Raw genomic sequence first — 14,466 nt, forward strand, 5'->3', positions numbered from 1 at the left:
TCAATCTTCCGCTGTCCGAAACCATCCATAGTCCAGCGCGGCCCGATCTAAAAGGCCTCAAGACCTTCCGCTTCGTCGAAATCATCGATTTTTCTGTTGTTTTCAATTGAAACGCCAGAAAATGTCCATTCCCTCGGCTGATAGAACGCGCAATGCTTGGTTTTGCCGCTGTCGACAACGACTAACCGCATCTTTTCGACCATATCGACGAGATCTTGAAGGTTCCCGCGCGTGATCGCGATCTTGAGATTATATATCCCAGGGGGAAGGGTTACCGGAGCAAATGCAACCTCGATCGTCGCCTCGGTTCCATCCGCCCGCATCGTGCCGACGTCAGCGGACGAGGTTATGACTTGAACGTTTTGGGGCGTGCCGTGGCTTAGATCGGCAATCACCAGAAGAATACTGAGTTCATCTTCAGCAGCGGTCGTCCTGACGGAGATAGAGAGTGAACCAACCTCACCACTTCGCCAATGACCGGCATCGCTCATCCCCGGCATTTCCAATTTGGCGCCCGTGATGGCCGTCTTCTTGGCAGCCTTCGCTATCGAGATATTTCCTGAGTCGGGCTTAGCCGCAATCTTCGAATTGGCGGCTTTGGCAACGCTGATCGAGTCGGCCTCATATGCTTTAACGACCTCGTCGGATGGTCCGAGCGCCGCTTCCTTGCCTTCCTTGAGATACAGGCATCGATCGGTCAGCATCTCGATCGTGACAGCGCTGTGAGAAACCAGCAGCATCGACGTCCCGGCCCTGCGAAGCTCATTGATTCGGTTGCGGCATTTCATCCGGAACGGAGCATCGCCTACGGCCAGCACCTCATCGACGATCAAAATTTCGGGCGACGTGTGTACTGCACATGCAAAGCCGAGCCGCATCTGCATGCCCGTGCTGTAAGTACCCAATGGCGCCTCGATCGCGTTATGCAATTCGGCGAAGTCGACGACGGAGTCGTAACGCCGGTTGATCTCACCAGCAGTTATGCCGAGAATTGACATGTTCAGATAGATATTCTCGCGCCCCGACAGAGACGGCTTAAAGCCGGCTCCGAGCGCCAACATCGGTGCGACCCGGCCCTGCAAACAGACTTCCCCCTTCGTCGGCCGCAGAATTCCCGCGATGATCCGCAAGAGAGTTGTTTTCCCGCTACCGTTCAGACCAATTATTCCGATTGCAGAACCACGCTCAAGATCGAAAGAAATATCCTGCAAGGCCCAGAATTCACTGGGCCGCAACACGGGATTAGGCGAGCGCCCGGTCACAGCCCGCGCGATATCCTCCGCGCCATACACAAACGATCGCTTGAGCGATCGTGCGAATTTTTTCGAGATGCCACGAACGGAAATGCAGATGTCGTTTTCCGAGGCCATCACCGTCCTCCAATCAGCATTCGCTCGACCACAATTGGCAATGCGATGCGGATCAGGATCGTGCCCACAACAACCAAAAGAACGGACACAAGTACGACGGCGAGGAATGCCGGCGCCACCGACGTCAAGTCGCCGGTCTCGACGCCTTCACGCGCCGCCGCCATTACGATCGAGAGCGGATTGATCTGGATCACTCGGCCAAATACGCCGCTATGCGGTGCATAGAAGGCCGCAGAGACGAAGATACCATAGGCAATGAATAGCCTGACCGTATTCCGGAGATCCTCGAACAGGATCATGAAAGGGGCCAACAACATTCCGACGCCGAGTCCCATCAACACCGACGTCACAATCGAAATTAGCAAAATCAGCGCACCGCCAAATGACAATATCCCATACGCCGCGATGACTGCGCACAGAAAGACATATCGGGCGGTAGCACCAACAAGCGCTTCGTAGACTTGTACCAGCACAATGGCTTCCCGAGGGAAATTGACCCGGGTCAGATACGACCGGGCGTTGTCGAATGCCTGATAGGGGACATCGAGAAGCTCAACGAAGATCATCCAGATGACGACACCGATGAAGACGAACAGGGTGTAAGGAAGGCCGGTAACGCCAGGGTTGATCGTACCGGCCAGTTTGGCCACGGAGACACCTCCGGCGATCACGACCACCGGAACGATCATCCAGAAATAGCCGAGGAACGATTTCCGGTATTTGGCCCCGATAGTCCGCGAGAAAATCTGAAGGGAAAGCACAATGGCTTCCCGGGCATTACGAATAAGGCCGGTTTGAATGAACACGTCGGTTCCCCTGGCAGCAACCGTTTGAGAGCCCCAGCCGCGCCAACGCAGTTTGCGCCTATCTGCCTCAGCGATTCTCGTAATGAGCCCCTATTACAGGAACTCCAATTACTCTTTCAAGATGAAAGCCTTTGTCTGGTTTTCTCCATCCTCGCCCCAACGGACATGAAAGAGGATTTCGGGCCGATCCTTCAGAAAGTCGTCGATCGCCTGATGCGCCATCGGGAACACCTTGGAATGATAGTCGTCAAAAAAAATCGTACCGCCCTCCTTCATTCGACCGTAAAAGTACTCAAGGCACTGCATATGCCCTTCATAGAGATCACAATCGATATTGACGAAATCATATTGAAGCTCGGGCAACGTGGTCAACGTGTCACTGAAGAGCCCTTTGACTAGTTCAATCGACGCCAGGAGTCCGGCCGCTTCACATCGCTCCCTGACATCTTCGAGGGACGCATCTGCGAACAGCGTTCGCGCCTTGTAGGCTGCCTTGGGCGGTGAAAGGTCGGCATCGATCTCGGATAACGTCGGCAGGCCGCTGAAAGTGTCTAGGCCAAAAAACCTGATCGGCACGCCGAGGTCCCGCGCGATGCGGGCGCACGCAATCAACGAATGTCCCTTATAAACACCGCACTCGGCCGCTACGAAAGGGCGGGCGTGGTGAGCCCCAGGCCCTGCCTGCTCGGCAAGATGTTTGTAGAGACACTGCTCAAACGCGACCAGCAACGGAATCTTTTCCTGGTAAAACGACGTGCGCGGCAACGGATGGGGCAGCGCGAGCGCGGTATTGTAAGTCGTAGGACCGGTCGACGACCCGGAAGGCTGTTCCTCAGCCCTGGTTGTTGCTGTTTTGCTCTTTCCGGGTATCAAGATGGATGCTCCAACTGCTCGATGAACGCTCAGGTCTAGATGTCGTACAACCGCGGGATAGGTCCGAGCAAGAAGTGAGGCAAAACAAACATTATTGACCTTGGATACTTATTGTTGAGCCTTTCCTCAGACGTGGCGCCCGCCGAGAACCCTCGAATGTTTTCGCTCGTATTAGCCCCTAGACGCTATTACTGAAACGAAAGACCATCAATCAACTCCAGGAACCCCAAAAATTCGGAGCGCGAGTTCAAGACCCGCCGCGACAAAATGTGCTCCATCATCAATGGTTTGGGCTGTAAAGCTGCACATGTCAAGATTGTCAAGACGGCATCAGTTCCGGGACGCCGCCTCCGCCTTTATCTTACCAAACTAATTTTCGGGCTAGGCGAGTTCCTCTGGCGCTCACGACGGATAAGGATCCGTACCGCCAATTGATGCGCATACCCCGCATCGCCATCGAGCAGACACCCCATGAGGCAGCCAAGCCGGAAATAGAGCGGGTCTCGGCAGCGTCCCGTATTGAAACTGAACCGCTGGTTGGCTAAAAGCAGTTTATGAGTGAGACTTGGGACCAAACCGACGGTATTAGACAGCGTCAATACCGAAGTTATCAAGAGTATTGCGAGCATCAGGTTTCGAAGCTCGCAACCCTTGACCTCAGCAGGTATAGCGCCCAGTTTCGAAGTGCTTTGGCAAAGCGTATCGATGCTTTGTCTGCTCTCCCGCGAGGGTCGACGGTTCTTTGCCTTGGAGCTCGCAACGGCGCTGAATGCGAGGTTTTCATTGAAAATGGCTTCTTTGCCGTTGGGATCGACCTAAATCCAGGACCCAACAATCAAACTGTGCTTACGGGCGACTTTCATCATCTGCAATTCGCAGACGGGACGGTCGACGTAGTTTTCAGTAATGCGCTTGATCATGCATTCGATTTCAAGAAAGTCATGGGCGAGATTCGGCGCGTTCTAAAACCAACTGGTTTGTTTGTTGCTGAGATCGTGCGCGGCTCTAAAGACGAAGACGGGCGCGAGCCAGGCGCGTACGAAAGCGTTTGGTGGGACCACGTCGATGAAGTTGTGACTCGCATTCAGAAGCATGAATTCAGAATGTTGAAGCGAACGCGTTTTAGCTATCCTTGGAATGGCGATCAGTGCATTTTCGAGCAAGGTAACCGGTGACTGGACGGTCGGTAGGGTAAACATTAGCGCAGCTCATGATCGGTCGGAAATTTCACTACCTCTAAACCGACCACCGAACCGCTCGCTCGTAAACGTCAAAAAGGTTGCGCCACCTGCCATCGAACTGGAAGCCGGACAATCCATTTCCCCAACGCGCCAGAACGTGTAGGTGCTGGCTTTCCTAAAGCCGGCCCAGCAAAGCCGCGATGAAAAGTCCGATATTGTCGATGAGGTTTTGCCGATACACACCCGATTTCCAGAGTAGGATCAGACGCTTTACGCGCCGCGAGTGCCGCGCTGCGGCAAAATTCCGGAGAACGGCCGCATTGCCCGGTGTCAGCAGATCCCGCATCCGGCCGAGACGCTCGAGATTTATGTCATTCCATGTCACGACGCGGCCGTTGAGGAACGCAAGCAAACGCTCAGTCCGAGCGCGAACACCGATATTCGAGCCGATGATATTCTGATCGTGCTGCCTGTATTTAAGGCTCGGCCAGGGATCATAATGCGCTACTCCGCCTACTCCGGTCACGAGCTGATAAGTCCACCAATCATGCGCGATCAACACCGCGTCCACCGGCGTTGCGCGCAGCTTCAGCCGCGCCTCGCGATTGAAAACCATCGTGTTGCCGCCGCCGATATTCTGCACCAACGCATTCCTGAATACCGGCGGCCGAGTGAAGAGCGGTGAATGTCCGCTGGAGGTACCGTCTGGCCCGATGAGTTCGGTACGCGTGAAATACAAGGCAGGCTGCCTCGCATCGTGCATTCCGAGCCAGGTCACAGCTCTCGCAAGCTTCTCCGGAAACCAAATGTCATCCTGATCGCAATAGGCAAACAGATCACCATCGATCTCGTCATTTCGAACCAGTGACATAAAATTCTGCCAAAATCCCCGCCGCGGGCCATTGCGCACGGTCACGCGTTGAGAGACGCTCTCAGCAAATGATCTGACAATCCGGATCGTGTCATCCGTCGAGCCATCATCGGAGACCTGCAACTCCCAATTGGAATAGGTCTGAGCGCGTAAGGAATCGAGCTGCTCCTGCAAATATTCACCACCATCTTTGGTCGCAAGCAGTATGATGATTTTGGGTTGTGCAGGGAACAAGATCCAAAGGCCTTTTGGTTTAGGGGGGTGGGGTGTTTTTCCGATCGAGAGATTTTGGACGAAAGCCTTACTACTATTGCTCTGCCTGTGACGCAAAGCCGCTTTCACACCGCTATAGCAACACGTCACCGTTCCGCGTAAAAATACCAGAAAATGGCCGAGGCGGCAGCCAAAGGAAGAGGCCTAGGCGATTCCCGCTCCGGCGAGAACCGATGGTTGGCCACAAGTGTTGTGCACTTTTCGGGGTTAAGCTATCTCGCCTGCATGACCCGGCACTGGATGACGAAGGACATGGTCAACGATGATCCGCGCACGCGAGAACGCCTCCGGTTGGGAATCCTGATTGGCGTTCATATCGTTGTCTGCTGCGTCTCGCTGGTATATCTCTTAAGTTGCAGATTGCCTGGCATTCCCGATCTGGCCAAGCTTCACATTCTATATGACCCGTCGCGACTATACATCGCCATTCTCGTGGCCGTCGCTTTCGTCCCCTTTGCGTACCTCTTTGCAATCGCCAGATTCAGCGTCGGCTACTTCGTCGGATTCTACTTCTATACGATGGTTCTCGGCTATCTCTGGATAGCCTGCTTTTCAGGCTCGAATTACAATCACCTGCTGGCGCAATTTTCCGCAGCTGCATCGGCTATCGCATTTCTTCTCCCTGCCCTATTTATCGTGTCGCCGGTCCGGCAGACGTACGAGTTGTCGCCGATGGCGTTTGAACGGCTGCTGGCGTTCATTTTCTTGCTGGGAGTCGTGACGGTCGTTATCAGTTCCACCTACAGTTTCCAGTTTGTTGGCATCGAGGAAATTTACAAATTTCGTGGCAAAGTAGAGTCTCCGAGGCTATTGCAATATCTGATCGGAATAACTTCCAGCACTTTGTTGCCGTTTGCTTTTGCCGGCTTCGCGGCGCGTAAAGCCTATTGGCGAGCGGGCGCAATTGTCATTCTCCTGGTTTTCTACTATCCAATCACCTTCAGCAAGCTCGCGCTTTTCACCCCATGCTGGCTTATCGCGATGCTGATGCTTTCGAAGATGGCCGAAGCCAGGGCTGTCGTTATCCTGTCATTGCTCGCTCCCGTTCTCGCGGGAGTTTTATTATTCAGCGTGTTCGGCGAACATACAGCGGCATATTTCGCCATCGTCAATTTTCGGATGGTTGCGATCCCATCACTTGCGATGGAAGTCTATAATGACTTTTTCGTCAATCACGACCTCACATATTTTTGTCAGATATCGACCTTGAAGCGATTCATGGATTGCCCGTATCAGGATCAACTATCTGCCTTGATGAATGGTGCTTATCCACTCGGCTATTTCAATGCTTCGCTGTTCGCGACGGAAGGCATCGCGTCTGTCGGGCCATTATACGCGCCCGTTGCCGTGTTCATGTGCGGGCTGGTGATCGCCGTCGGCAACCGCTTGTCTGCCGGCCTGCCGCCTGGCTTTATCCTGCTTTCGGGAGCGATCATTCCCCAGATCCTTCTCAATGTCCCGTTGACGACAGCTCTGGTCACGCACGGCGTCGGACTGCTGTTCTTGCTATGGTATGTAACTCCGCGTGCAATTTTTGAGCCTGGTACTCGCTAACTGCTCCGTTGGTTAGTGCAGCTGGCTGCCAACGGAATTGCCAGAGCCCATTGATCGACGTCAGAATCATGAACAAGCGGACGGCGACAAGCTCGCTTTAAATTGCGCAGCACGAGCCCGCGATGGGTGTAATCCGCTCAAACCGCAGCCGGGCTAACCCGCACCGCGTCAATGAACGATGAAACCATGCACCACGGGGTCAGCAAAAACAGCTTTCGAACCCTCATGGCCGAGATCGACGACTGGATCGTAACCGGAGCCGAACAGCCTCAACTGATCGGAGTGAGGATCGTTCGCAAGCGCGGCTACCTCGTTGTTGAAGGCCACTTGTGAAAATTCATGAAACCCAACCTGGCCCGTGTTTCCGCTTGATGAAAGTGACTGAATTCCGAGAGCTGGATCGAAGACGAATGGTTCGTTGCACGCTTGGCCAAAAGCCGGACTCGAAAGTGTAGCTGCAACCCGGACGTTGGAGACGCCAACGATCCCGTCGCCGTTCAAGTCCTGGTGGAAACTGCTCTCGGCTGACTCCAACATCAGGCTCGTACCCGACAAAGCGCCGCCATCTGACAGGTAGTTGCCATTGCTGTCGGTATACCAGATTATGTATTGATCGGCGCCGGTGACCTTCCAGGCCACCTCATATCCGGTTGCCGTCTGCTCCGCTCCAATCAGCGCCCAGGGGGCAAACTGGCCCGCCGCGACGGCGGCGCCGGCATATTTCAACTCCGGACCTGTGCCGCCATTGTAGAGATAATAGTTACTTCCGACCTGGGTCAGGCTAGTCGAGCCGGCTGCTTCGATCACCGCGGTGGGAACGCCGATCACCCCGTCGCCGTTCAAGTCCTGATGGAAACTGCCTTCGGCCGACACCAACGTCAGGCTCGTACCCGACAAAGCGCCGCCATCTGATAGGTAGTTGCCATTGCTGTCGCTATACCAGACTATGTATCGATCGGCGCCGGTGACCTTCCAGGCCACCTGATATCCGGTTGCCGTCTGCTCCGCTCCAATCAGCGCCCACGGGGCAAACTGACCCGCCACGACGGCTGCACCGGCATATTTCAACTCCGGACCTACGCCGCCATTGTAGAGATAATAGTTGCTTCCGACTTGGGTCAGGCTGGTCGATCCGGCTGCTTCGATCACCGCGGTTGGAACACCGATCACCCCGTCGCCGTTCAAATCCTGGTGGAAACTGCTCTCGGCTGACTCCAACATCAGGCTCGTACCCGACACTGCGCCGCCATCTGACAGGTAGTTGCCATTGCTGTCGGTATACCAGACTACGTATCGATCGGCGCCGGTGACCTTCCAGGCCACCTCATATCCGGTTGCCGTCTGCTCCGCTCCAAGCAGCGCCCAGGGGGCAAACTGACCTGCCACGACGGCTGCGCCGGCATATTTCAACTCCGGACCTACGCCGCCATTGTAGAGATAATAGTTGCTTCCGACCTGGGTCAGGCTGGTCGAGCCGGCTGCTTCGATCACCGCGGTGGGAACGCCGATCACCCCGTCGCCGTTCAAGTCCTGATGGAAACTGCCTTCGGCCGACTCCAACATCAGGCTCGTACCCGACACTGCGCCGCCATCTGACAGGTAGTTGCCATTGCTGTCGGTATACCAGACTACGTATCGATCGGCGCCGGTGACCTTCCAGGCCACCTGATATCCGGTTGCCGTCTGCTCCGCTCCGATAGGCGCCCACGGGGCAAACTGACCCGCCACGACGGCCGCGCCGGCATATTTCAATTCCGGACCTACGCCGCCATTGTAGAGATAATAATTGCTTCCGACCTGGGTCAGCCTGGCCGAGCCGGCTGCTTCGATCACGAGCGGGCCAACAACAATGCCGAGCAGATCGGCCGTACTGATCGTGACGTTGCCCGCAATATCAATCGCAAAATCAGCAACCATGTCACCGTTGGTATCGCCCTGCAGGGTCGTGACACCGGTGGAGCTGTTATAAAAATAGTTGAGTTCGCCGGCCGCGCCGTCGAAGGCGCCGGTCGCGAGGAACTTGAACTGATCGTAGCTGCCGGTGCTGCTAATCGCGTCCCACCCGCTGAGGTCGATGCGGTCGGTTCCGGAGATGAAATCGGTAATGCGGTCGTGCTGGCCGCTCGTGGCCGAGCTGTTGGCCAGCAAAAATACGAACGTGTCGCCGCTGCCGCCGCCGGTCAGATTGTCGATTCCGGAGCCGCCGATGAGGTTGTCGCTTCCGGCGCCGCCAGTCAGCGTATCGCTGCCGTCGCCGCCGGACAGCGTGCAACCTGAATCGTTCGCGATCAGCCTGTCATTGCCGCTGCCGCCGATGGCTTTCTCGATGACCGCGTTGAGCGCGATCCCGATATTATTGACGAGGCTGCCGACCGACGAAAAGGCGCCGGGCCGCAGGTCGATGGTCTGCGCCGCCGAATAGCCGGAGCAATCGAGCGTGTCGGTCCCGCCGCTGTCATAGATCGTCAGCGCCGGCGCCGAGCTGTAGTTGCCGAAATTGAAGACCGCGCCGGCATTGCTGTTGAAGCCATAGACGGAATCGCCGGTCCTGGTCGAGGTCGCCGCCCCGTAGATCGAACCCACCGCATAGATATCCGCCATCTGCGGCATGACCACGTAGCGGTACGAGCTCCCGGAATAATTGGGCTCCGAGAAATACGACATGATGGAATATTGCCAAGTGTCGTTGGCATAGGTCGCATTCGTGGAATACGACGCGCTGCCATTGTACGGCCCTTGGTGGCCGAGGCCGAGCGCATGTCCGATTTCGTGGATGTAGGTCTGATAGGCGTAGCTGTCGATGCCGGTCTTGCCGTCGTACGCGCCGCCGTCGGTGGTGACCCAGTCGGAGCTGATGACGATGTTCATGGACACGATTGCGCCCGAGCCGTACCAGCTCCCGCTCGCATAGGCCTGCATCGAACCGGAATTGCTGAACGTGATATTCGCCGCGCCGGACGTCTGGACGAAAGTGATGTTGGCGACGTCGGACCACGCCTGCATCGCCGACTGTGCAAGGAACTTCTCGGCCGTGTTCAGCGCGTTGATATTGTAGGTGATGGTATTGGAAGCCCAGTGATGGGCGGTGGTGTTGTTGTATTGCCAAAAGCCGTTGACGAGGTAGTCGGCCAGCGTGGCGATCGACGCGACCGGCTTCGCAGCGCTCGTAACCACCGTGGTCACGGTATCGGCCGCTAGGGCGTAAGGCTCGCCTTCATCGATGAAGAGCGTTTCGTTCACCTGCTCGTGCGCCGGCAGGGGCGCGCCGCTGCCGGCGTCCGGCGCGGCAAAGGTCCAGACGTCATCGGACGGCGAATGGTTCTTCCTCATCGATCAGGCCCGTCAGCAGGTCGTTCGGTTGCGAGAAAATCGTAAGAGCACACGGGAAACTAGAATCGCCCCTATTAACGCTTATTTACCAGCCGGGCTTTCTCGCGCTTCCTTTGTGGCACATTACTGCGAAAAGCAGAATCCCGGGCCGGTGTCCGTAGTCTTGCGGGGGACCGGATTTTTGGTTCCGCCAGGCAGGTGCGCGTTTGGCCTAGGGGCGCCGCCGCGCCGCCCCTAGGATAGGCCCGGCGGGCGCCGAACAAGCAGTTGGAAATCGGCGCCAGATTTGTTTAAGTCGGATCGGGCTGCTTTTTTTCCACCGCGAAAATCCAAAAAACCAAGGTTTCTCAACGCCTTTCCCACGCGCTTCGCTGAGCCTGTCCTGCTTTACCCGTGCTCGACCTTACCGGCGTTCGCTCCGGTCCACCTGCGTGCGGCAACTGGCGGACTGGGGCGCCAATGTCATCAAAGATCGACGCGTTATTGGAAGACAGTGGCGGCGAGCAGCCGGGCGGCCCGCGTCAGGGCTCGGATTTTCAGAATTTGCAAGGCCGGTGGGTGCAGACCTCGCTCTTGCAGGCGCAGATCTTCATGCTGGATTTCCAGGCCTCGCGCTGGCTGATGGAAAAGGACGTCGCCAGGCAGAGCCGGCATCGTCACGACAAGCGGGCGGATCTGGGAACACTGCGCGCAAGCGATCGGCGGGCCCGAACTGATCCCAATCCCGACACGGTCGCCAATCGGCCGTCGGTGCAACTACCATTAACAAGCATCGTGCTCACAAATATGCCTCTAACGCTGCTCTTGTCGTCGGGCCGGCCACCGAGCGCGATCGCGTTGGTGCGCGTCTCGGGTTCGCAGGCCGGAAAGATCGTGACGGCGCTTGCCGGCAAATTGCCGTCGCCGCGAATGGCCACCCGTGCGCTGCTTGGGGATGTCGGCCAGCGGCCGATCGACGATGCGGTGGTGTTGTGGTTTCCGGGTCCGGCCAGCTTGCGGCGGAGCGAGCGAGCTAGAGTGTACTTCCGTATTGATTGCGCGATGGAGATCGATCGCGCCTTCCTCATTCACATGATGCACGGCCTCCAAATGAACGACAGCATGGAACCAATAACCTCGTCAGACCAGTCAGTGGAGGGACTGATTGACCTGAGGCGACTTGATTACTTGTGGGCGAAGAAGTTCGAACGGCGCGCCGAACTCCTTGGCCTCGGGTGAGAAGATCGATGTGAGATGACGGCCGACAAAGCCATTTGCTCCTTCAACGAGCACATGCTCCGTTTTGGACTCTCGGCTATAAACAACGATCTCAGCGCCTTTCTATGGGCGAAGGTTACGCAACAGCTTCCAGCATTTGGTTTGATCTATGTTAAGAAAACCATCGCGCTCAACTGTTTCCTCGATGTCGCCCGTCCAGCTTCCGACTAAGTTGTCAGCGCGGCGCAAGTGCTGCTGACACTCAACCGCTGACGGTCTTAGTCGTCTGAGTCTGGCGGCTCTCGAGGCGACGTACTTACCCGCTCAGTCGAACTGACAAACAAGGTCGATTACCATGCGTTGCTGGTCCGGAGTGATCTCCGCAAACATCGGCAGCGACAAGATGCGCCCCTGATCGTCAAATGCGTTCGGAAACTGCTCGGGACGGTGGCCAAAGCGGGCATAGGCGGCAAGGAACGGCAGCGCGGTCGGATAATTGATCGCGGTCTGCACGCCGTTGGCGTTCAGGTGCGCGGCCAGCGCATCGCGGCGCGGATGCTTGATCGTGTAGAGATGATAGACATGGGTGCGGTCTGGCGCGACCTGCGGCACAGCGACGTCCTCGATCTGGTTCAGGCCTGCATCGTAAATTTTGGCGGCATCCTGACGCGCTGCTGTCCACTGGGTCAGATGCGGCAGCTTCGCCGAGAGGATCGCCGCCTGCACACCGTCGAGCCGGCTGTTGATGCCCTCGATATGATGCTGGTGCTTCACCAGTCCACCATGACGCGCCAGCATGGTCATGTGTTCCGCCAATGCGTCGTCATTGGTCACGACGGCACCGGCATCGCCCATCGCGCCAAGATTCTTGCCGGGGTAGAATGAATAGGTCGCGGCCGCGCCGAAGGTGCCGACCTGCTGACCCTTGTAGCGGGCCAGATGCGCCTGCGCGCAGTCCTCCACCACCCAGAGCTTGTGCTTCCGCGCGATCGCCATGATCGCATCCATATCCGCTGGCTGTCCGTACAGATGGACGGGAATGATCCCGACGGTGCGCGGCGTGATCGCGGCCTCGATCGCCGCCGGATCGATCGTGAAGGTCGCCCCATCGGTATCGCAAAACAACACGGTGGCGCCGGCGTGCGTAATCATCGCCGAGGTGCTGATCCACGAATGCGCCGTGGTGATGACCTCGTCACCCGGCTTAACCTTGAGCGCGGCCATGGCCAGATACAGCGCGTCGGTGCCGTTGGCGCAGGAGATACAATGCTTGACGTCAACGGCTGCGGCGAATTCCCGTTCGAACGCGTCAACGTAAGACCCGCGAATGAAGGCGTTGTCGCGGATAACGGAAGCAATTGCGCCGTCAATCTCGCTCTTGATGGTCTGATACTGCAGTTGCAGGTCCGCAAATGGCACCGGCATTAATCGTCTTCCCTACTTGTCCGCCAGCAGCCGGCGCGCCGGATTGCCGGCATAAGTCCCCGACGTCGTGATGTCCCTGGTCACCACCGAGCCTGCGCCGATGACGACATCATCGGCGATCCTGACCGGCATGATCGTCGCATTGGAGCCGATCGAGACACGATTACCGACCACGGTCTCGCGCCACAATGCCCGGTCGCCCCGGGCCGGCCCTCCGGTTGAAAACGTATCATTCACGAACATCACACCATGGCCGACAAAACAGTCTTCGCCGATGGTAACCAGTTCGCAGATGAAGGCGTGAGACTGCACCCGCGTGCGGGCCCCAATCACGACGCCTTTCTGGATTTCGGTGAACGGTCCGACAAAGCAATCGTGGCCGATCTTGCAGCCGTAGAGATTGCACGGCTCAACGATCTTGACGCCTGTGCCGAAATCGACGTCTCGCACGCTGGCCTGATGTATCTCGGGCCGATTCACGAGACGACACCGAGTCGGCCCAGCCGGGGCGCGAAACGCAACGGCACCTCCGCGCCGGTCTCGATCGATTCGTAGAGCGCGGAGATCAGTTCCAGGCTCTTGCGTCCCCCGAGGCCGTCGACGAGCGCCGAGCGCTGGTTCACCAGGCAGTCGATCACATGCTGATAATAGGCCTGATGCCCGAAGCCGTAGACATTCGGCGGATTGACGGAAAACTTCTCGACCACGTCCTTGTCCGAGGGGAGCTCATCGACAAAGCGCCAGTGCCGGATCTGGTTGACAGCGAATCCTGCGATCTCGACCGTGCCCTTCTCTCCCAGAATCGACAATGAGCCCTCGAGGTCCGTCGGGCGCACTGCCGTTGTCGCCTCGATAATCCCGAGCGCGCCGTTGCGGAATTTCAGCGTTGCGACCGCCGTGTCCTCGGCCTCGATCTTTGCGAGCGCCGTGACGGCGCGAGCGTGAACGCTGACGACATCGCCGAAAAACCATTCCAGCATGTCGACGTGGTGACTGGCCTGGTTGGAAAGCACGCCGCCGTCATAGGCCCAGGTGCCGCGCCAGGCGTCCTGATCGTAATAGTGTTGATCGCGGCACCAGCGAACGCGGACGGTGCCGAGAATGAGGCGGCCGAAGCGGCCAGCCTCCAGCGCCTCGCGCGCCTTCACGACAGGAACGTTGAAGCGGTTCTGCTTGACGACGAAAAGCTTGACGCCGGCTTCGTCACAGGCGCGGATCATGTCGTCCGCGTCCTGCAGCCGCAACGCCATCGGCTTCTCGACGACGGCGTGCTTACCGGCCTTCGCACAGGCGATGACATGGGCGGGATGCATCCCGCTCGGCGTCAGCACCGCCACCGCGTCGATGTCCTGCCTAGCGAGGAAGTCATCGATGTCGTAGATCGCGGGCACGCCGAACTTCGACGCAATCGCGTCGGCGCGGTTGCGAACCGGGTCACAAACGGCAACGAGCTTGGCTCCGTCGACGTGGTTGCCGCCCAGAAGGTCGGAATGCCGCTTGGCAATACGCCCGCATCCGAGCAGGCCGAATCTGATCATGGGGAGACCTGTTTACTATCTTTCCTATGCACGTTACCCGCCCCGTCG

General features: G+C 57.5%; 11 protein-coding genes and 2 pseudogenes. 5 read left to right on the forward strand and 8 right to left on the reverse strand.

Annotated features, from left to right (window positions below; all coding sequences use genetic code 11):
- Positions 1–47 precede the first annotated feature (47 nt).
- The 3 genes from C7G61_RS06805 to C7G61_RS06815 form a co-directional block, all read right to left on the reverse strand.
- Positions 48–1,370 carry an ABC transporter ATP-binding protein gene (locus C7G61_RS06805; protein WP_108513305.1) on the reverse strand — a complete coding sequence of 441 codons (1,323 nt, stop codon included), beginning with the start codon at positions 1,368–1,370 and terminating at the stop codon, positions 48–50.
- Positions 1,370–2,176 carry an ABC transporter permease gene (locus tag C7G61_RS06810; RefSeq protein WP_145963567.1) on the reverse strand — a complete coding sequence of 269 codons (807 nt, stop codon included), beginning with the start codon at positions 2,174–2,176 and terminating at the stop codon, positions 1,370–1,372. Before C7G61_RS06810 ends, C7G61_RS06805 begins: the two co-directional genes overlap by 1 nt.
- A gap of 108 nt (positions 2,177–2,284) precedes the next feature.
- Entirely contained in the window at positions 2,285–3,049 is a 765-nt protein-coding gene (locus C7G61_RS06815) for a TylF/MycF/NovP-related O-methyltransferase (RefSeq protein WP_244608156.1), read from the reverse strand.
- A 554-nt stretch (positions 3,050–3,603) separates the two neighbouring features.
- Between C7G61_RS06815 and C7G61_RS06820 the strand changes: the two genes are divergently transcribed.
- A complete protein-coding gene (locus C7G61_RS06820; protein WP_108513307.1) occupies positions 3,604–4,224 on the forward strand; it encodes a class I SAM-dependent methyltransferase in 621 nt (206 codons plus the stop codon).
- A 181-nt stretch (positions 4,225–4,405) separates the two neighbouring features.
- Here the strand turns inward: C7G61_RS06820 and C7G61_RS06825 are convergent, their stop codons facing one another.
- Positions 4,406–5,335, reverse strand: a complete 930-nt coding sequence (locus tag C7G61_RS06825; protein ID WP_108513308.1) for a glycosyltransferase family 2 protein — start codon at positions 5,333–5,335, stop codon at positions 4,406–4,408.
- Between the two features lie 153 nt (positions 5,336–5,488).
- Here C7G61_RS06825 and C7G61_RS06830 point away from each other — a divergent pair, with 153 nt between their 5' ends.
- The gene (locus C7G61_RS06830) at positions 5,489–6,928 is read left to right on the forward strand and encodes a hypothetical protein (protein ID WP_244608157.1); all 1,440 of its coding nucleotides are present in this window, start codon (positions 5,489–5,491) and stop codon (positions 6,926–6,928) included.
- A gap of 168 nt (positions 6,929–7,096) precedes the next feature.
- On the opposite strand, the gene C7G61_RS06835 is transcribed toward C7G61_RS06830, so the two are convergent.
- Positions 7,097–9,796: a M10 family metallopeptidase C-terminal domain-containing protein gene (locus C7G61_RS06835; protein ID WP_190241695.1), complete on the reverse strand. Its 2,700-nt coding sequence runs from the start codon at positions 9,794–9,796 to the stop codon at positions 7,097–7,099.
- Positions 9,797–10,563: 767 nt separating this feature from the next.
- On the opposite strand from C7G61_RS06835, the pseudogene C7G61_RS06840 reads away from it, so the two are divergent.
- The 3 genes and pseudogenes from C7G61_RS06840 to C7G61_RS06850 all read left to right on the forward strand — a co-directional run.
- A pseudogene (locus C7G61_RS06840) lies at positions 10,564–10,985 on the forward strand (CoA transferase); the annotation flags it as partial.
- Between the two features lie 59 nt (positions 10,986–11,044).
- Positions 11,045–11,281 (forward strand): annotated as a pseudogene (locus C7G61_RS45865) (tRNA uridine-5-carboxymethylaminomethyl(34) synthesis GTPase MnmE); the annotation flags it as partial.
- A 210-nt stretch (positions 11,282–11,491) separates the two neighbouring features.
- Positions 11,492–11,686, forward strand: a complete 195-nt coding sequence (locus C7G61_RS06850; protein ID WP_108513312.1) for a hypothetical protein — start codon at positions 11,492–11,494, stop codon at positions 11,684–11,686.
- Positions 11,687–11,779: 93 nt separating this feature from the next.
- Here C7G61_RS06850 and C7G61_RS06855 read toward each other — a convergent pair whose 3' ends face one another.
- Genes C7G61_RS06855 through C7G61_RS06865 form a run of 3 tightly spaced genes read right to left on the reverse strand, consistent with a single transcriptional unit; the run spans position 11,780 to position 14,418 of the window.
- Positions 11,780–12,880 (reverse strand): DegT/DnrJ/EryC1/StrS family aminotransferase, encoded by a 1,101-nt coding sequence (locus C7G61_RS06855; protein ID WP_108513313.1) that lies wholly within the window; start codon positions 12,878–12,880, stop codon positions 11,780–11,782.
- A gap of 12 nt (positions 12,881–12,892) precedes the next feature.
- The gene (locus C7G61_RS06860) at positions 12,893–13,360 is read right to left on the reverse strand and encodes an acyltransferase (RefSeq protein ID WP_108513314.1); all 468 of its coding nucleotides are present in this window, start codon (positions 13,358–13,360) and stop codon (positions 12,893–12,895) included.
- On the reverse strand, positions 13,357–14,418 hold the full coding sequence (locus C7G61_RS06865) for a Gfo/Idh/MocA family protein (RefSeq protein ID WP_108513315.1): 1,062 nt from the start codon (positions 14,416–14,418) through the stop codon (positions 13,357–13,359). The genes C7G61_RS06860 and C7G61_RS06865 overlap by 4 nt, the downstream gene beginning before the upstream one ends.
- Positions 14,419–14,466: the final 48 nt, after the last annotated feature.

The sequence above is a fragment of the Bradyrhizobium algeriense genome, from assembly GCF_003062295.1.
GTDB lineage: Bacteria > Pseudomonadota > Alphaproteobacteria > Rhizobiales > Xanthobacteraceae > Bradyrhizobium > Bradyrhizobium algeriense.

What these genes read in the sequence shown, in the direction of transcription:
- C7G61_RS06805 (WP_108513305.1), bottom strand. Translation starts at nt 1,370, where the DNA reads ATGGCCTCGGAAAACGACATCTGCATTTCCGTTCGTGGCATCTCGAAA.
- C7G61_RS06820 (WP_108513307.1), top strand. Translation starts at nt 3,604, where the DNA reads ATGAGTGAGACTTGGGACCAAACCGACGGTATTAGACAGCGTCAATAC.
- C7G61_RS06830 (WP_244608157.1), top strand. Translation starts at nt 5,489, where the DNA reads ATGGCCGAGGCGGCAGCCAAAGGAAGAGGCCTAGGCGATTCCCGCTCC.
- C7G61_RS06835 (WP_190241695.1), bottom strand. Translation starts at nt 9,796, where the DNA reads ATGAACATCGTCATCAGCTCCGACTGGGTCACCACCGACGGCGGCGCG.
- C7G61_RS06850 (WP_108513312.1), top strand. Translation starts at nt 11,492, where the DNA reads ATGACGGCCGACAAAGCCATTTGCTCCTTCAACGAGCACATGCTCCGT.
- C7G61_RS06855 (WP_108513313.1), bottom strand. Translation starts at nt 12,880, where the DNA reads ATGCCGGTGCCATTTGCGGACCTGCAACTGCAGTATCAGACCATCAAG.
- C7G61_RS06865 (WP_108513315.1), bottom strand. Translation starts at nt 14,418, where the DNA reads ATGATCAGATTCGGCCTGCTCGGATGCGGGCGTATTGCCAAGCGGCAT.